Source organism: Bacillus salacetis, assembly GCF_003581585.1.
GTDB classification, from domain to species: domain Bacteria; phylum Bacillota; class Bacilli; order Bacillales; family Bacillaceae_B; genus Rossellomorea; species Rossellomorea salacetis.
This window is the reverse complement of the sequence record NZ_QXIR01000001.1, coordinates 70,998-88,450: the sequence shown is the minus strand read 5'-3', so window position 1 is coordinate 88,450 and position 17,453 is coordinate 70,998. Positions and strand designations below refer to the sequence as shown.

22 protein-coding genes are annotated in these 17,453 nt (G+C 43.7%); 13 read left to right on the top strand and 9 right to left on the bottom strand.

Features of this window, described 5'->3' with window-relative positions; translation table 11 throughout:
• The first annotated feature begins 287 nt into the window (after positions 1-287).
• Positions 288-524: a YuzB family protein gene (locus D3H55_RS00435; protein WP_119544839.1), complete on the top strand. Its 237-nt coding sequence runs from the start codon at positions 288-290 to the stop codon at positions 522-524.
• A gap of 206 nt (positions 525-730) precedes the next feature.
• Positions 731-997 carry a VOC family protein gene (locus D3H55_RS00430; protein ID WP_119544838.1) on the top strand — a complete coding sequence of 89 codons (267 nt, stop codon included), beginning with the start codon at positions 731-733 and terminating at the stop codon, positions 995-997.
• Positions 998-1,022: 25 nt separating this feature from the next.
• Here the strand turns inward: D3H55_RS00430 and D3H55_RS00425 are convergent, their stop codons facing one another.
• Positions 1,023-1,724, bottom strand: coding sequence for a DUF2225 domain-containing protein (locus D3H55_RS00425; protein ID WP_119544837.1), 702 nt, complete (start codon positions 1,722-1,724; stop codon positions 1,023-1,025).
• 196 nt (positions 1,725-1,920) lie between these two features.
• On the opposite strand from D3H55_RS00425, the gene D3H55_RS00420 reads away from it, so the two are divergent.
• Entirely contained in the window at positions 1,921-2,283 is a 363-nt protein-coding gene (locus D3H55_RS00420) for a HesB/IscA family protein (RefSeq protein ID WP_119544836.1), read from the top strand.
• A 153-nt stretch (positions 2,284-2,436) separates the two neighbouring features.
• Here the strand turns inward: D3H55_RS00420 and D3H55_RS00415 are convergent, their stop codons facing one another.
• Positions 2,437-3,078 (bottom strand): SDR family oxidoreductase, encoded by a 642-nt coding sequence (locus D3H55_RS00415; protein ID WP_119544835.1) that lies wholly within the window; start codon positions 3,076-3,078, stop codon positions 2,437-2,439.
• A gap of 322 nt (positions 3,079-3,400) precedes the next feature.
• The gene (locus D3H55_RS00410) at positions 3,401-4,396 is read right to left on the bottom strand and encodes an NAD(P)/FAD-dependent oxidoreductase (RefSeq protein WP_119544834.1); all 996 of its coding nucleotides are present in this window, start codon (positions 4,394-4,396) and stop codon (positions 3,401-3,403) included.
• Positions 4,397-4,798: 402 nt separating this feature from the next.
• On the opposite strand from D3H55_RS00410, the gene D3H55_RS00405 reads away from it, so the two are divergent.
• From D3H55_RS00405 to spsC, 5 genes are all read left to right on the top strand, one after another.
• A complete protein-coding gene (locus D3H55_RS00405; protein WP_119544833.1) occupies positions 4,799-6,016 on the top strand; it encodes an NAD(P)/FAD-dependent oxidoreductase in 1,218 nt (405 codons plus the stop codon).
• A 300-nt stretch (positions 6,017-6,316) separates the two neighbouring features.
• A complete protein-coding gene (locus tag D3H55_RS00400) occupies positions 6,317-6,799 on the top strand; it encodes an NUDIX hydrolase (protein ID WP_119544832.1) in 483 nt (160 codons plus the stop codon).
• A gap of 164 nt (positions 6,800-6,963) precedes the next feature.
• On the top strand, positions 6,964-7,086 hold the full coding sequence (locus D3H55_RS23925; protein ID WP_168412909.1) for a YuiA family protein: 123 nt from the start codon (positions 6,964-6,966) through the stop codon (positions 7,084-7,086).
• Positions 7,087-7,290: 204 nt separating this feature from the next.
• The gene (locus tag D3H55_RS00395) at positions 7,291-7,614 is read left to right on the top strand and encodes a YuiB family protein (RefSeq protein WP_119544831.1); all 324 of its coding nucleotides are present in this window, start codon (positions 7,291-7,293) and stop codon (positions 7,612-7,614) included.
• A 532-nt stretch (positions 7,615-8,146) separates the two neighbouring features.
• Entirely contained in the window at positions 8,147-8,851 is a 705-nt protein-coding gene (gene spsC / locus D3H55_RS00390; protein ID WP_119544830.1) for a stationary phase survival protein SpsC, read from the top strand.
• 39 nt (positions 8,852-8,890) lie between these two features.
• Here the strand turns inward: spsC and D3H55_RS00385 are convergent, their stop codons facing one another.
• Both D3H55_RS00385 and D3H55_RS00380 read right to left on the bottom strand, forming a co-directional pair.
• Complete coding sequence (locus D3H55_RS00385) at positions 8,891-9,682, bottom strand: cobalamin-binding protein (protein ID WP_119544829.1); 792 nt, start codon at positions 9,680-9,682, stop codon at positions 8,891-8,893.
• Positions 9,683-9,703: 21 nt separating this feature from the next.
• On the bottom strand, positions 9,704-10,177 hold the full coding sequence (locus tag D3H55_RS00380) for a divergent PAP2 family protein (RefSeq protein ID WP_119544828.1): 474 nt from the start codon (positions 10,175-10,177) through the stop codon (positions 9,704-9,706).
• A 188-nt stretch (positions 10,178-10,365) separates the two neighbouring features.
• Here D3H55_RS00380 and D3H55_RS00375 point away from each other — a divergent pair, with 188 nt between their 5' ends.
• The 3 genes from D3H55_RS00375 (at position 10,366) to D3H55_RS00365 (ending at position 13,952) form a co-directional block, all read left to right on the top strand.
• Positions 10,366-11,871 (top strand): leucyl aminopeptidase, encoded by a 1,506-nt coding sequence (locus tag D3H55_RS00375; RefSeq protein ID WP_119544827.1) that lies wholly within the window; start codon positions 10,366-10,368, stop codon positions 11,869-11,871.
• Positions 11,872-12,138: 267 nt separating this feature from the next.
• Positions 12,139-13,455, top strand: coding sequence for a Na+/H+ antiporter family protein (locus D3H55_RS00370; protein ID WP_119544826.1), 1,317 nt, complete (start codon positions 12,139-12,141; stop codon positions 13,453-13,455).
• A gap of 275 nt (positions 13,456-13,730) precedes the next feature.
• Complete coding sequence (locus D3H55_RS00365; protein ID WP_119544825.1) at positions 13,731-13,952, top strand: hypothetical protein; 222 nt, start codon at positions 13,731-13,733, stop codon at positions 13,950-13,952.
• A 40-nt stretch (positions 13,953-13,992) separates the two neighbouring features.
• Here D3H55_RS00365 and D3H55_RS00360 read toward each other — a convergent pair whose 3' ends face one another.
• Positions 13,993-14,388, bottom strand: a complete 396-nt coding sequence (locus D3H55_RS00360) for a YuzC family spore coat inner layer protein (protein ID WP_119544824.1) — start codon at positions 14,386-14,388, stop codon at positions 13,993-13,995.
• Between the two features lie 346 nt (positions 14,389-14,734).
• Between D3H55_RS00360 and D3H55_RS00350 the strand changes: the two genes are divergently transcribed.
• Positions 14,735-15,118 (top strand): hotdog fold thioesterase, encoded by a 384-nt coding sequence (locus D3H55_RS00350; protein ID WP_119544822.1) that lies wholly within the window; start codon positions 14,735-14,737, stop codon positions 15,116-15,118.
• Between the two features lie 121 nt (positions 15,119-15,239).
• The gene (locus D3H55_RS00345) at positions 15,240-15,608 is read left to right on the top strand and encodes a DUF2188 domain-containing protein (protein WP_119544821.1); all 369 of its coding nucleotides are present in this window, start codon (positions 15,240-15,242) and stop codon (positions 15,606-15,608) included.
• Between the two features lie 741 nt (positions 15,609-16,349).
• Here the strand turns inward: D3H55_RS00345 and mnhG are convergent.
• From mnhG to D3H55_RS00330, 3 genes are read right to left on the bottom strand one after another with little or no spacing between them, the layout of a single operon-like run.
• The gene (mnhG, locus tag D3H55_RS00340; protein WP_119544820.1) at positions 16,350-16,709 is read right to left on the bottom strand and encodes a monovalent cation/H(+) antiporter subunit G; all 360 of its coding nucleotides are present in this window, start codon (positions 16,707-16,709) and stop codon (positions 16,350-16,352) included.
• On the bottom strand, positions 16,693-16,977 hold the full coding sequence (locus D3H55_RS00335; protein ID WP_119544819.1) for a Na(+)/H(+) antiporter subunit F1: 285 nt from the start codon (positions 16,975-16,977) through the stop codon (positions 16,693-16,695). The genes mnhG and D3H55_RS00335 overlap by 17 nt, the downstream gene beginning before the upstream one ends.
• Entirely contained in the window at positions 16,977-17,453 is a 477-nt protein-coding gene (locus D3H55_RS00330) for a Na+/H+ antiporter subunit E (RefSeq protein ID WP_119544818.1), read from the bottom strand. The genes D3H55_RS00335 and D3H55_RS00330 overlap by 1 nt, the downstream gene beginning before the upstream one ends.

Here is a 17,453-nt window from a genome sequence, read left to right as displayed (position 1 = left end):
AGGTTGCGGGGAATGCAAAGCTGGCGAAATGAGGAACAGGTTTAGGTAAGCACTTTCAATAATGGACATATATTGATCTATTTTGCATATAAAATAAAACTCAATCACTAAAAAGTATATCGAAATAATAGATTTTTCACAACAGAATTATGACAAATTAATCACATAAGCCGGTTTGAAAACGAGGAGGCCGCCAAGAGTTTTTCATCTGTAAAAAAACGGCAATTCATTGACGTTGTCCAGGAAAAAAGGTAGCATTATCATGTAGTATTAGCGAGGTGAAGAAAGTGAAGCCGATTATTGAGTTTTGCATCAGCAATCTTGCAAGCGGGGCACAAAAAGCCCTTGAAGCTCTGGAAAGGGATCCCAACTTGGATGTGGTCGAATATGGCTGTTTGGGATACTGCGGGAAGTGTGCTTCTTCCTTCTTTGCGCTTGTTGAAGGTGATGTCGTTCAGGGGGACACACCGGAAGAACTTGTGGAAAATATCTATCAATATCTTGAAGAGAACCCGATGTTTTAACTTACGATGTCAATCAACCAGAACAGGCAGAAATGGTTTATTTCTGCCTGTTTTTTTATTTCCTAACAAAAGAGAAGAGTGCTGTGGCTTATTTTGCAGGGCTTCTACAAACCAATTTATATGTGAGCGATATCTTTCGGTCAGCCGATTGGTATCGGGATAAGATCGGGCTTGCTATCGCGGCGGATTAGAGCTCGACCATCGTCATGGCTTTCGGGGATTCCCCTTCCTATGAGGAAGGAAAAAGAGGGGTGCCGGTCATTTGCTTGATTGAAAAGAAGGATGCTGAGAGAGGGAAGGATACTGCTCATCCAGTACTGGGAATTTCCAAGGAATACTGTGAGAAATTGTATGAAGAGCTGCAGGAAAATGATGTACAAGTAGAAGAGAACCCATCCCATAAAGGGCATTTTAAGTATTATGATCCGGATGGGATTATGCTCGAGGCGTATTGCCCCGGTATATACGATTGAAAAGAGCCGGATTTCGGCTCTTTTCCTATGTAAGGTGGACGGCCTTATGGTAGTCATCCCTCATCTCATGCCAACGCTCGCGGGCCATTTCAATGATTCTCGGTTCAATGGAATTCTTCTGCTGTGCCAGTACCTTGGAGAAATAGGAGGCAGCCTCACGCAAATTCCGGAGTCTTAATTGCAGCTCAGCAATAAGGTAAAGGATTTTGGTTTCCGACATTTCTGTCCCCTTAAAATCATCATTCATATAAGCTTTTATATATTCATTCAGCGCCAGTGCCAGGAAGCGGTTTTCCTGCTGTTCATCAGGAGTGGAACGGTACAGCCAGGCGGTCCTGAGGTACAGGCCTGCTGTGGTGATGCTTTTCTCTCTTTTTAGTGAAGCAGAGAGGATTGCCAGCTTGTATGTATTGATTGCTTCGGTGATAGATCTGCGGCCGCTGAAATCCTGCTTGATCCACTGGTTTGTCAGACGTTCCTCGATATCCTGCTTAACTGCCGGAACAAAATATTTTGTAAAATCATCAGTGAACGAAAAACCGCATTCCGGGCAAACATTCACATTATACAGTAAGGGATTGATCTCATCATCTTTGTATACAGGACGAAAATCAGTTTCATGATGACTTAATTTTATGAACCGTGTCCGGACTTTTGTGCTCAGAAAAAGGTTCTTGCAGCAAAGACAAACCACTTTCTTCTGGTAAAACGGTGTTATATCAGTCATTTTCATCCTCCAATCACATAGTTCTTTATGCTTATATTATAACTCAAAAACCAAGACTTAAGAATCATAAATTGATTTCAGCCTATTTTGCAGATTGGTTGAGGATATAAGCAAAAAGGTATATACTGTACACTAAATAGTCATAAGATATAGTGAGCAGATATAGATGTTTAAAGTAAATATGGAGGTGAAATATATGTCAGATGTAGTAGTGATCACTGAAGCGGCAGCATTGCAGATCAAGGATATGATGAAACAGAATGAGGAAGAAGGAGCGTTCATCCGCGTTTCCATAAAGGGCGGCGGATGCAGCGGCCTATCATATGGAATGGGATTCGAACATGAAGCCGCTGAAGATGATATGGAGCTTGAACTGCATGGCATCAAAGTCGTGGTCAACAAGCAGGATGCACCGATCCTCAATGGTACAAAGATCGATTATAAGCAGTCGATGATGGGCGGCGGCTTCACCATCGATAATCCGAATGCCATCGCAAACTGCGGATGCGGATCATCCTTCAGGACAGCGACGAACACCGGTACGCCGGAGAATTGCTGATTTCTCCTAAATATATTAAAGCCCCTTCCGGCCGGGAAGGGGCTCTTTTTGTGAACCTTGTTGCTGCTCGGATTCTGGTAAAACGCCTGTAAGGTAAGCAGGACAGGGCTGCTCTCTCTTTTCCGTGAGCGGCAATATAAGCGAAGCAGCTTCTTAAATGTTCTTCAAGGCTTCCTCAATAGCTGTTTCACCATTGAGGATTTCAAATGTTTTGTGGTAGGTTTCGGGTTCAGTCAGGCATGCAGTCAGAACTTCCGCTACGTCTTCCCGGGTGATGCTTCCGCTTTTATCCTCAATGGAAAGGGACGCAGTGATTTTGCCTGTCTTTTCTCCATCAACAAGGGCGCCGGGGCGGACAATCGTATAGTTAAGACCGCTTTCAACCAGGTGCTGGTCCGCTTTTCCTTTAGCTTCTAAGTAGTGCTTCATCCCGTCCGGACCTAAATCAGGGGTGTCAGCTCCCATGGAACTGAGCATGATGAAACGGTCCAGCCCTCTTTCTTTGGCATAATCAATGGCTTTAATGGCACCTTCCTCATCAACGGCAGTCGTCTTGTCAGGACCTGTTGAACTTCCTGACCCCGCAGCAAAAATGATCGCGTTGACTTCGTCGAACAGATAAGAGAAGTCTTCTTCGAGGTCTCCGACAAGCGGTTTGGCACCAAGCTGTTCCATTGCGTCAATCTGCTCAGCTCTGCGAATCATCGCTTTGGCTATATGCTGGCTGCTGTTGACAAGGGATGTAATCACATGCTTTCCTGTTTTCCCGTTTGCTCCTATAACAAGTACATTCATGGCAATCATCCTCTTTAAATAAAGTTTTATTACTAACTGCTCTACCCGTAAATGCTGGAAATAAACGCTGTGGAGTGCACTATGCATAGAATGGCACCAAGGTGTTCTTTTATTCTTTCCGTTTGATTTTCGACCAAAGTTCAATAAAAGAGCTGCTTCGTTCTTTTTCGAGAGTGAAAATTTTGTATTACAGGGAAAAATCCGGCGCCTGGGATTTTTCCGAAAGCAACAATATATGTGAAAACAGCCTATTACAATAAAAAAGTGAACGAAACCATCATTGGCTTCGTCCACTTTAAAGTTTAAAGGTTTTCTTTTTAAATCAGCTGAACAAGGATGTACTGTGCAGAGGCTGTACTCTTGCTTTTGGGTCCATGTATGCTTTTGCGTTATTGACTGCAGTCGGCGCTTCGCCGAAACCGCTGGCAATAAGTTTTACTTTTCCATCGTAAGTGGAGATATCACCTGCAGCATAGATGCCTGGGACGTTCGTTTCCATCTTGGAATTCACGACAATGGAGTTCTTTTGGATTTCCAAGCCCCAGTCCTTGATTGGGCCAAGGGAAGAAACGAAACCGAAGTTAACGATCAGTTCATCCAGATCAAGAGCTTCTTTAGCTTCTCCGCGCACTTCTTCCAATACCAGCTGACTCACTTTTTCTTCGTCACCAATCACTTCAACCGGTACAAATGGTGTTTTGATTTCTACAGAAGATTTGTGAAGTTCATCGACACTGTGTTCATGTGCGCGGAATTTGTCACGGCGGTGAACAAGAGTGACTTTTTCAGCGATCGGCTCAAGCATCAATGCCCAATCGACAGCTGAGTCCCCGCCGCCGCAAATCACAACTTTTTTCCCTGCGAAGTATTGCATATCGTCTATGAAATAATGAAGATTTTTTCCTTCATATGTAGAAGAGCCTTCCAGTTCCAATCTTCTTGGTTGGAACGCGCCGTTTCCTGCAGTGATGATGATCGTTTTGGAATAATGGACTTCCTGGTCTGTAGTTAACTTAAAGACACCATCTGCCTGCTTTTCGACATTTTCCACTGCTTGCTCCAAGCATACAGTCGGTTCGAATTGAGCCATTTGTTCCTTTAAGTTATTCACAAGGTCCTGAGCCTTGACTTTAGGGAATCCTGCTACATCATAAATATATTTTTCGGGGTATAAGGTAGACAGTTGTCCGCCCAGCTGAGGCAGGCTTTCAATGATCTTGACGCTTGCTTTTCTCATCCCGCCATAGAAAGCAGTGAACAATCCTGTTGGACCTCCACCGATGATTGTAATATCATATACTTTTTGGTCCTCTTTCAAATGATATCCCTCCAGTTTGTTTTGCAATATACTCTCTATTCTACCACAGGAGCCCGCTTTCCCACAAAATATGCATCAAAATTGCGAATAATCAGTTATCTTGTATGCGTTTTCATTCGTGGAATGAAGGGTATAGTATAGTCGAAATTTTCTTAAGTTTTATTCTTTAAGGATATATCTTGAAAATCGATAGTAAAAAGAATAATATGTAATGTAGGGCATATTGTTAAGATTTTATGACATTTTTCATCCTTATTTTTATCTTCAATCGTGAAATTTGTCACATACTTATTTATTATCTTTATTTATTTTATATTTTATCAAATAAAAATCTTGCCTGCGGTGGATGCTAAGTCATATATATTCATCGTAAATTCTAAGAAAAAGGTGGATGTGATTTCGTTGAGAAAGCCAAGAATAGTTGTATTAGGTGCTGGTTATGGCGGCCTGATGACAGTGACTCGCCTGCAAAAGCAATTCAGTAAAGATCAAGCGGAAATCGTTCTGATCAATAAGAATGATTACCATTATGAAACAACATGGCTGCACGAGGCTTCCGCAGGAACGCTGCATCATGACAAGGTTCGATATGATATTAAAGATGTCATCGACGGACACAAAGTGAACTTCATGCAAGCTACAGTGGAAGATATCAAGACAGATGCGAAAAAAGTAATCACCGACAATGGCGAAGTCGAATATGACTACCTTGTCATTGCACTTGGGGCTGTATCAGAAACGTTCGGAATCAAAGGTCTTCATGAACATGCCTTCATGATTGCCAACATCAATTCTGCCCGTCAGCTTCGTGAACATCTTGAGTATCAATTTGCTACTTATAAAAACGAAGAAGACAAGAAAGATGAGCGCTTGACGATCGTTGTCGGCGGTGCCGGATTTACTGGAATCGAGTTCCTTGGTGAGCTTGGGAACAGGATCCCTGAGCTTTGCAAAGAGTACGATGTCGACTTCCAAAAAGTGCGGATCGTATGTGTAGAAGCTGCTCCAATGATCCTTCCTGGATTCGATCCTGAACTTGTGAAGTATGCGCGTGCCAAACTGGAGAAAAAAGGTGTGGAATTCCGCATCGGCACTCCATTGAAAGAAGCGACAGAGAACTCTGTCATCATTTCAAAGGGTGAAGATGAGGTGGAAGAGATTCAGGCTGGTACGATTGTATGGGCTGCGGGTGTCCGCGGAAACCCTGTAATCGAAAAAGCTGAAATCGAAAACATGAGAGCCCGCGTAAAAGTCGGGAAAGACTTAAGAGCTCCAGGTCACGATAATATCTTTGTCATTGGTGATTGTTCACTAATGATTAATGAAGAAATCGATCGCCCTTACCCGCCGACTGCTCAGATTGCAATGCAGCAAGGTGAAACTTGTGCGCGAAATATCACTGCGTTGATCAAAGGCAATGAAGCACTCGAGCAATTCAAACCGGACATCAAAGGAACAGTATGTTCACTTGGTGAAGACGATGCAATAGGTCTGGTATACGGCAAGAAATTGATGGGTACAAAAGCTTCATTCATGAAAAAAGTGGTTGATAACCGTGCTTTATACATGGTAGGCGGAGCAGGCCTGGTAATGAAAAAAGGTAAATTTAAATTCTTTTAAGATACAGACAGCAGAGCGAATCACTTCGTTCTGCTTTTTTTGTGGAATGAGAAAATGAAGGACCAGGGGAAACTTTGATTAATGATTATTGCTTGGCAAAATGTAGAGTATATCAAAACACCTGGTTATAGAGAAGAAGCCGCAGTATAACCGTGCGATTAGAGAAGAAACCCCCTATTATAAAAGGAAGTGGTGGGAGTAGCAGGGTGATTAAACCAAAAGTACCTGGTTATAAAAGCAAAGATGTAGTAAAGCCGCGTGATTACTGGAAAATTAGCTTTTAGATGCGGAGGAGATAGCTTGAAACGAGGAAATGTATGGCTTGCGGCTGCCGGCTTGCTTATCGATCAAGATGGCAGGTGGCTGGTGGTGAAAAAGAAATATGGCGGCCTTAAAGGGATGTGGTCCCTTCCGGCAGGGTTCGTTGATGAGGGAGAGACCATTGAACAGGCAGCAAAGAGAGAAGTGAAAGAAGAAACCGGCTTAGAGACAAATGCGGCGGGTATAATTGGCATAAGATCCGGTGTCATTAAAGACCAGATCAGTGACAATATGATCCTGTTCCTGCTCGAACAAAAGGATCTGTCCCAAAAGCCTGTCCCTTGCGAGGACGAAATCTCGGAAGTCCGGTGGATGGCCAAGGAGGAATTGCTTCAAAACCAGGAAACATCGGTCATGATCCATGAGATGATCAAATACGATTTCAGCCTGCTTAAGTCAGGTTTAGACCCGGTAGACCCCGGAAAACACTTTGGGTATACCAGCTATAAACTATTTTTTTAATTTTCTGAAATTTAAAGAAAACTCAAGCAATTGAAAGAAACAAGTAATTGTATTCGCTTTCATGGATGTACACGCGTTTTTTTGTCCCTTTTCTAAAAATTCAAACGATGATATAGTATCAGAAATCAGATAAAAAATTTTTAAGTGAAGGGGAGATAAGGACGATGAGATCTACGATTGAAACAGCAGCGAAGAAATGTGAATATTGCTCGGGAAAAGGGTATTTCCAACTCGTTCTTGGCGGCTCTGAAACCTGTCCGTGCTGTTCGGGCAGCGGTAAAAAATAATAAATAATTGCAAGCTTTTAATATGCGGGGACCGGCAATGAGCCGGTCCTTTTTGTTTTGTTTCAAACAGATGCCCATTCCCAACATCATCCTATTCAAAATATGTTCATTTTGTGAAGAACCTCCTTTTCCTGCCATTGTTTATTGACGGTAGGTAAAACATTCAGTACACTAAACTTTAGTGTCAATGGAGGTGCTGCAGGAATGCAAATGGGAATTCCAGTTGTGATTATATCAATGTTATTATTTTTTGTACTGTTTTTTGGTATTGGCTTTTTGCTGAATATGCTGCTGCGCATGACATGGATCATGGCAGTCATTTATCCGCTCATTACAATCTTCATTATAGATGAAGTACGGTTCATAGATTATTTTAGAAACTCCGGGGATTCATTCTCTGCCCTTGGAACCAAGTTTACATCCCTTACGGCAGTTGATGTTCTTATATTGTCTTGTGGTCTTGCCGGTGCAATCGTGGCAGGCCTCACGATGAAGGTCCTCAGGAAAAAAGGATATCAGATGTTTTGATTTCATATTCTATTTGAAAACTCTTTGCTTATCAGCATAGGGTTTTTTTATTTTCCACAAATGCACATTCCTGGGCTCTTTTCGTAAACTTTCTTGCTATTCAATACAAATTTCAAATAATATTCTGGTATATCGTCGTAAAAACCCTAGTGAGCAGGAAAGAAAAGAGCTGCTCGTTCTTACAGGGGAAAATCCGGCATCTGGGATTTTTCCGAAAATATGCGAAAGCAGCCTCTTCCTATGATTAAGCAGTTTCGAGAAAGCTATACAGCTGGTTTTCCCTCCTTGGACGTCTTTATATGGATTTGGCTAATCATCCAGGACAGCTTAAGGTTTTGGCTTTAGCTGCCTGATTGCATAAGCGTTACATCGATTTTACAAGGTCTCAAAGCTCCGTGTGGCTGCACCTCAGGTGTGGAAAATACTCCTTGATCACTATTCAGAAAGTTGAAACTATTAGACTTTTTAACTAATTCCTGAATATATTCATCTCTTTTGGGAAAGTAATAGTGATGGGAGGAGTGATTCTTACATGAAAAATTTTAAAAAATGGTCCAAGAGGATGGTTATGGCTGTCTTGTTTGCGGCAGCATTGTTTATGACGTTCCAATCAATCTCTGGAGTCAAAGCACAATCCTTTTCCAGCTGGATGACAGGACAAATAGAAACAAAGGAAATTGTATATAAAGAGCATTCATATAAAACATTATCTTTAAAAGATAAGCTGCTGAAGAGGGCAAAGAGTTTGCGGACTTTGATTTCAGCTGCAGAGCCGGTGACAGCGAAACCGAAATCGCTCGAAGATGCCATCGATTGGTCCCAGTACCCAAAATCGACGGTGACGGCAACTGGATATACAGCAGGAATTGAATCCACAGGCAAGCTTCCGGACCATCCGGCTTATGGGATTACATACTCAGGAGTAAAAGTGAAAAGGGACTTATATTCTACGGTCGCTGCAGACCCTGCTGTTTTTCCAATAGGGACGATATTATTTATCCCCGGATATGGATATGGTGTAGTGGCGGACACTGGAAGTGCAATCAAAGGGCATAGACTTGACCTGTATTATGAAACAGTGGATGAAGTGTACAAGCATTGGGGTAAAAAGGATTTGGAAGTATACGTCGTTACTAAGGGAACAGGCAAGCTCACAGAGGGTGAACTGGAAGCGTTGAATGAAAATGAGAGCATGCAAGTGTTCAGGCAGAAATATATTCAAAAAAATGAAGAGTGATAAGAAAGAGGAAGGGCTGCATGCCCTTCCTCTTTTTGCCTAGAATTCAACTGAGCCATACTGTTCAGGATGCAGGAGCTTACCAAGCTTTAAAGCACCATCAAGCAGTCTGGGAGAAGGGCGGCAGTACAATTCCTCTTCAAGGATAAGAATCCGGTCATGGATAACAGCATCCAAACCGGTCCAGTCCTTTCTTTTGGTCACAACCGCCGGGTTGACTTTTTCCCGCCTTACGCCGACCCATGCCAAGCAAATATAATCCGGATTCCGTTTGCGGACATCCTCCCAATCGGTCTGAATGCTGGCAAGCTCAACATCCCTAAAGAGATTCTCTGCTCCTGCAAGCATGCTGAGCTCTGTAAGCCAATTGATCCTTCCCGGGGTGAAGACTGGCTTGGGCCACCATTCCCAATAAAGCTCGGGAGCGGAGGGAGCAGATGCTGCTGCCTCCTTTAATAATTCGATTCTCTCCCGAAACTCCCTCTGCTTTTCAATTGCTGTCTCCTCGGCACCGCAAGCTTTTCCGACCGTCAACAGGTCCTGGGCGATATCCTCAAAGCTTTGGGGATTGGTGACGATAAAGGGAAGATTCCTTCTCTTCAGTTCTTCAATGTTTTTTTCCATGCCTGGCACACTTAAGGACGCAAGCACTAAATCGGGCTTAAGCTCCGCTGTCTTGTCCATGTCTATACTGAGATCCGGTCCGAGCTTTGGAAGGTTGTGGACCTCTTCGGGATAGTCTGAGAAGTCATCGATTCCAACCAGGGAGGAGGTCAGTCCCAAATAATCGAGCACTTCGGTATTACTGGGGCAAATTGATACAATTCTCAAGAGTATTCCCACCAATCGTTTCTAAAGAGTATAATAGATGACCAATGTCAGCATTATGCCGGTCAGCCCGCCAAAAAGGACTTCAATCGGTTTATGTCCGAGCAGTTCCTTCAATTCTTTTCGTTTTTCTTCTTCCGGCTTCTTCTGCCAGCCCTTTGCGTCCCCGACAAACTTCTGAAAATCCCCGACCAGTTTATTCAAGACGATGGCCTGCTCACCTGCCTGGCGCCTTACCCCTGTTGCATCAAACATAGTAATGATGGCAAAGATGGCTGAAACCGCAAATATGGGGGAATCCAGGCCTGCTTCAAGGGCTACGCCTGTAGATAACGCTGTTACGGCAGCTGAATGCGAACTGGGCATACCTCCAGTGGAAGTAAGCAAGGACCAGTCGACTTTTTTTGTGGCCATAAATTGAATGGGCACTTTAATGAACTGTGCGAAAAAAATGCCTGCTAATGCTGCCCAAAGCGGAAAATTCGTAAGTAGTTCCATCGCTGTCGCAAAACATCCTTTCTAGGGTTATTTATTTTAATTCTTTTCCCGTTCTCTGCTAAAAAATGTTTTCCCAATTATACCATAGAAAATCATTCCAGAAGAAATCATTCATTTGGATAAATGGGGTCCTTACATTCGAAATATATCGAAAATTTATATATAATTGGGTTGGAGGTGTTTATAAAATGAAATTTACAGTTGTGAATAATCGTTTTTTTGAAAATGAACAGGAATGTATCCTGGTTGGGCTGTTCAATGCTCCTGAGTTCACAGGGGAATTGGCAGAGCTGGATTCAAAGTTTGACGGGCATTTAACAGAGCTGGTCAAATCCGGAGATCTTTCCTCTAAGCTGAATGCAGTTTCAAAAGTACATACGTTTGGTAAAATCCCTGCAAAACGCCTGGTGTTTATAGGTCTGGGGAAAGCAAAGGAACTTTCCTTCGATGGATTAAGGGAAGCAATCGGTAAAGCATCCAAGTCGATACAGGAAATGAAGATCTCTTCTTTTGCGGTTGCACTGGATACTTTGAGCACCGATCAGCTTGATGCTTCAGACATCGCCCATGCTGTCAGCGAAGCATTCACTATGGCTACCTACAGGTTCCCCGGCTACAAGCACAAAGGGAATGTCCCGGAAACATTCATCAACAACCTGACAGCCTTCTCACAAGAGGATAGCGCTGAGATCGAAGCTGCCCTTCAGGTTGGCTATGCACACGGCAGGGGAGTTAATTCAGCCCGTGCGCTGGTAAATGCACCGGGTAATATCCTCACTTCCACAAAGCTTGCTGACTATGCAACGGAAATCGGTAAAAAGTATGAATTCGAAGTGGAAATCCTTGATAAAGAAGAGATGGAGAAGCTCGGAATGGGCGCGCTTCTTGCCGTGAATCAGGGATCGGTGGAGCCTCCCAAAATGATTGTACTTAAATATCAGGGCAGAGACGAGTGGAATGATGTCATCGGGCTTGTCGGAAAAGGAATCACCTTTGATACAGGCGGGTACTCCCTTAAACCGAAAGACGGAATCGTCGGTATGAAAACCGATATGGGCGGTGCAGCTGCTGTTCTAGGGGCAATGGAAATCATCGGGGAACTGAAGCCTGAACAAAACGTCGTCGCTGTCATTCCATCCACAGACAATATGGTAAGCGGGAATGCTTTCAAACCGGATGATGTCATTACAGCAATGAGCGGAAAGACCATCGAAGTCCTGAACACGGATGCAGAAGGACGCCTTGCTCTGGCAGACGGCATGACATATGCTAAGCATCACGGCGCAAACTACCTGGTGGATGTCGCTACGCTGACAGGCGGTGTCATTGTGGCACTCGGTAATGATAAAACAGGTGCATTAACGAATGATGAAGCTCTATTTGAGCAGGTATTGGAAGCCTCCTCTGAAGCAGGAGAATTCATCTGGAGGCTCCCTTATACAGAGAATGACAAGAAACGGGTCAGAAGCAGCAAAATAGCTGACTTGAACAATTCTCCAGGAAGGGAAGGCCATGCCATAATGGGCGGAGCTTTTGTCGGCGAATTCGCTGAAGGCACGCCATGGGTCCACCTTGATATCGCAGGGACAGCCACTTCGAAATCCGACCACAATCTCGGACCGGCCGGCGCAACAGGCGTGATGGCCCGTACGCTTGCATTACTGGTTGAACGCTTTGAATCATCTGAAAAATAAATTACAGGAGAAGCTTGTCTCTTTTGAGGCAGGCTTTTTTTATTGTTTTGATCTACAGGTATACTGTTTCTGAAATGGGGTACATTGCTAAAAGGGATAAGTGAACTGAGATAAGAAATAATTGGAATAAGACATTTTAGTGGTTTAGCACGTTAAAGCGTTGACAGCATTATTCCCATCTGATAGATTAATATAAGTATTTTAACGCTCTACCAATTTAGCGAACTAAAGCATAATATTTTATTGCTCTTGAAAGGAGACTTCAACATGAATGCAGTCATCGTGGCTGTCCTGATCATGCTTATCCTCAGTTTGTTCCGTGTGAATGTGGTTTTTGCCTTGATTGCCGGAGCACTTGCAGGGGGATTGACAGGCGGCTTGGGAATCAATGAAACGGTCAATGTCTTTACGGAAGGATTAGGCGGCGGAGCCAATATTGCGATCAGCTACGCTTTGCTTGGCGGGTTTGCTGTAGCGATTTCTTATACAGGGATTCCAAACCTGCTTGTGGATTTTGTCATTCGAATGGCGGGAAAGGAAAGAGATTCCAGAAGAAAGGCGCTTTCTAAAGCACTTATTGTTTTTTCAATTTTATTAATGGCGTGTTTCTCTCAGAATCTCATACCCATCCATATCGCTTTCATCCCGATCCTGGTGCCGCCACTTTTAAAGGTTATGGTCGAGCTTGAGATTGACAGGAGGCTGATTGCTTCCGTATTGACATTCGGTCTGACAACACCATACATCCTGCTCCCGTACGGATTCGGATTCATGTTCCATGAAATCATTGCCCAGAACATGGAATCAAGCGGATTGGCAATTTCAATGGGGGATATCCCGAAAGCGATGTTTCTGCCGGCAGCAGGAATGGTGGCCGGTTTGTTAATAGCCGTTTTCTTCAGCTATAGAAAACCGCGCCAATATAAGAATGTAAGAGAACAGAAGGCAGAAACGGCAACGGTTTATTCCAGGAAAGGAATTATCTTTGCTATAATCTCAATTGTTGCTGCCCTGTATGTTCAGCTTGCTCTGGACTCCATGATTTTTGGGGCATTAGCCGGTTTGGCCATTCTTTATGTGTCGGGTTCGGTTAAATGGACAGACGCTGACGGGGTATTGACAGAGGGCATGAAAATGATGGCTTTCATTGGCTTTGTCATGATTGCTGCCAATGGTTTTGCTGCAGTTGTTCAGGCTACAGGGGATGTTGAAACCCTTGTGGAAGCCACTTCTGATATCATTGGCGGGAATCAATCACTTGCAGCATTGCTTATGTTGATTGTCGGACTTCTTGTCACCATGGGAATCGGTTCATCTTTTGCAACCATCCCGATCATTGCAGCGATCTTTGTACCGCTTGCCTTGGAACTTGGATTCAGTCCGCTCGCCACGGTTGCTATCGTAGGGACAGCAGGGGCTTTGGGAGATGCAGGTTCACCCGCCTCCGATTCCACTCTGGGACCTACTGCCGGGTTGAACGCAGACGGCCAGCATAACCACATTTGGGATACATGTGTGCCGACATTCCTGCACTTTAACATTCCGTTGATCATTTTTGGCTGGATTGCAGCAATCATTTTATAAGGGCCATTTCTTATGCTGGGCTGCTGGTCATTGCGGCTTTCTAAAAAATTGACCTGATTCATCTGATAAATACATTTATTCTAGTAAGAAAAGTGTTGCTCTCCCATAGAGGGAAAACCACTTACAAGACAAAGCAAGAATGCTTCTCATTGGAGGCATCCTTTTTTATTGCGGAGGTCCGGCGTATCCGATTTATATACTTCTGCCCATGCAATTTGGACTTTTCCTGCATACATAGGTAATGAAGCCTTAAATATAGAAGGAGGTATGCAGAAATGAATGATCCGCGATTTCACTTCAGGAATCCGGCTTATGGAAGCAGGTTCGGCTGGGGATTCGGACTGCCTTTTCTGGGAGGGGTCCTTGGCGGTGTAATTGGAGGAGCGCTGGTAAGACCGCCTTACTATTATAGACCGCCATTTTATGGTTATGGAGCTTATCCCGGATACGGATATGGGTATGGTTCAGGATACGGCTATGGGGGATACCCTTATTAATAAAAAAATGGGCTGCCGAGGCAGCTCTTTTTAATGCATTCTACTTCCATCGGAGGATAATGGTCAGATGGCAGCAGTCTATATGTGCGGTTTGGCTGCTGAAGTCCATTGTGAAACCATCAGGATTGAATTTGATTCCTGGAATACTTTGGACCCCGGTTAATTTGATCAGCCGGTTTACTTCCTTCATATCTGCTTTTTGTGCCGCACCCATTAATTTTGCGGCAAAATCATTTGATGCGGAAACTTTATCCAGGATGAGTTTGGCCTCATCCAAAAGGGGTTTCGTTTTTCCAGCAGAATCCATGAACTGCTGCGGCTGTACAGGAGGATATTCATAAGGGCGCCGGTACATTGTATGATAGGGATTGACGGGCGGCCACGTTGGAGTTTGCGGCCTTTGTATGGGTGTATAGAAGGGATGGTATCTATGCATATGTTGACTCCTTTCTTGGATGGCCAGAGCTGGAAGCAGAATTTACAATCGTTTCCTGTTCATAGAGAACTATATGCACACCGCCTTTTCTATATTCATGATGTTCTTTTCGTTAACTCCGCTGCTGTTTTATATAAATTTATTGCTGTAATTCACAGAGAAAATCCCGGGAAGCAGCTGCTTTCCCTTTTTTAGATAAATGACCTTAGAATCAAAACAGCCATTCATGAAGGGGGAAACAATCATGGAATTATTGGGAGTATATAAAAAATCAGGGGACAAAAGAGGATTTTTGTACATATATCGAGAAAGTTAGCTTAAGGAATTAATAGAAGAGGTGACAGATTTGAATAATGAAAATACGCTGATCAGCGCTTTAGGAATGGAGATCATTGAACTTGGCAAAGGAAAAGTGGTGGCAACCATGCCTGTTGATGAAAGAACGAGGCAGCCTTTTGGGTACCTGCATGGAGGGGCTTCAGTTGCATTGGCAGAAACAGTGGCAAGTGTCGGGGCCGTTGAACTGATCGACCTGGAAAAAGAAATTTGTTTTGGCCTTGAAATCAATGCCAATCATATTAAAGCAAAAAAGGATGGAACCGTTACAGCTACGGCCACTGTCATTCATCAAGGGAAAAGCACCATGGTCTGGGATATCCGGATAACAGATGAAGAAGACGGCTTGATTTGTGTATCACGATGCACGATGGCAGTCGTCCCAAAAAGATAACACTTTATCACATTAAAGCGGTGAGGGACAGTCCCTCACCGCTTTAATGCGATAAAGGGCGTGTTTACCTTTTCTTGAACGGGGAATTTTAATAATAAATACTGCTAAAGGAGTGAATCGTATGCCTTGGTCGAAGAATGATTATCCTGCATCATGGAAGAACCTTTCTTCAGATGTGCGGAACAAAGCGATTGAAATCGGAAACGCCCTGCTTCGTGATGGATATGACGAGGGGAGGTCCATCGCCATTGCGACGGACCGTGCAGAGAAGTATGTAGATGGCGATTCCGGGAATAAGACAGAGTATCATGTGAAATCCAATGATGATGGATGGGGATTGGTGAAAGAAGGCAGCGATAAGGCCATTTACAAAGAAGAAACAAAAGAAGATTTGCTTGAAAAAGCGAAACCATATGTTAATGATCATGATGGGATCCTTGTCATCCATAAAGGCGATGGGGAAGTAGAGGACAGGTTATATGACAACTGAAATGAAAAGGACTGTATCAACCGAATGAACGGTTTGCAGTCCTTTTTGTTAGGTTTGTCAAAATTCATGTAGGACTCTCCAGGGATTCAAGAATCAACACAAACTTAAAAAAGAAGAGATATCCGGTGATAATGGCTTCCATTAAATTGGTGCTGGATTACAAAAAATGCAGCTGACGCCAGAAGGAAAGGTCCCCTAAAGAGTTTCTAGAGTCCAAAGCGAGCAGGAATAAGAAAGGAAAGGTCCCCTAAAGAGGTTCTAGAGTCCAAACCGGGCAGGAAACAAAACGGAAGTGGCCCCTAGAGAAACCCAGATTCCCAAAGCAAGAAGTTCCTGATGAGAATAAGACTCCAGCAGGGCTATTGTGTTATTCCACAACCTGCAAGTAAGTAAGACAATTCAAAAATACCTCATATAGCAAATCCCAATATGATTTCCTGAATCCTTTCCCCAGCTGCAGCTAAAAGTCCGGAACTGATACCAGAAAGTGAAGCATCCGATAGAACTGGGTCCATAAAGAAAGACTGCATGTTTCGAAGTCGCCGAAACATGCAGTCTTTTCATTGTTAAAGAAGATGAAAAAAATCTCAGGTGTGGATAGCCAGGATTGAGTTCTTCCCCCAGCTCCAGCGTTCAGCACGCCTTTTTCATAAGCAACCCGCCAAGAAGACCGAAGTGCGGCCTTCCCGCCGGTTCGTCTTATGCCTGACCGGTCTGGTCGTGATGCTGGAATTTTATTCTTTACATATTTTTCTCTTCATATTTCTGCTTATCTTTCAGATCGTCACGGACACTTTTTTCCCAAAGGGACACACCGCTGTTGTAGGTTGCTCTTGAAATCAGATGACCGGCAACCGGTGCGGTAATGAAAATGAAGATGATTCCAAGAATCAGCCTTGAGTTGAAGTGGCCTTCTTCCAAGAAGAAGAACAGGAAGGTCCCAAGCAGGATGCACATCACACCGAGTGTAGCACTCTTGGATGCCGCATGGTTCCGTGTGTACACATCAGGGAGGCGGATCAGGCCAAACGCCGTGACAAGGGTAAGGAACGACCCGGCAATAAGAAGGAATCCAATAATGAATCTAATGATCTCTGTCATGCTCTATGATCGCTCCTTTCTCCAGGAATTTTGAAAAGGCAACTGTTCCAATGAACGCCAGAATCCCGATCAGCAAGATGACCTCCAGGAAGGACTTTGAGTGCAGCAGCATGGATGCCAGGGCAATGATGGCGATCAAGTTGACCCCTAGTGCGTCCAGCGCTACGACCCGATCTGGCGTTGTCGGACCGACAATCACCCGGTAAATAAGGCCAATCATTGAAATGGATACAGCAAGCAGGGAAATTTGAATGATAGCTTCAAGCATCAGCGGCTCACCTCCATGATGGCTTTTTCGAACGAATTCTTGATATCGTCAACTGCCTCGTCAACATCATCGATATCAATGGTATGGATATACAGAATTTTATTATCAAAAGAAATATCCACCACCAGCGTCCCCGGGGTCAATGTTATCAGGTTTGCCAGCAGGGTGATTTCCCAATTGGATTTCAAATCGGTCGGAAGGGCGAAAATGCCAGGCTTGATATCCAGTTTGGGTCTAAGAATCGTTTTTAACACCGAGATATTCGATAGAATCAGTTCTTTGATGAATAATAGCAGCAAACTGATTACTGCAAATACCCGGTACATATAGAAACGGCTGTTGAAAAACCTGCGGAATGCAAATGTAATGATCAATCCGAGAATGTATCCGATGATAAAGGATGTCGAAGTAAAAGATACTTGCAAGAACATCCAAAGAAAAGCTAGAAAGAAATTCAATAGTATTTGAAAGGCCAT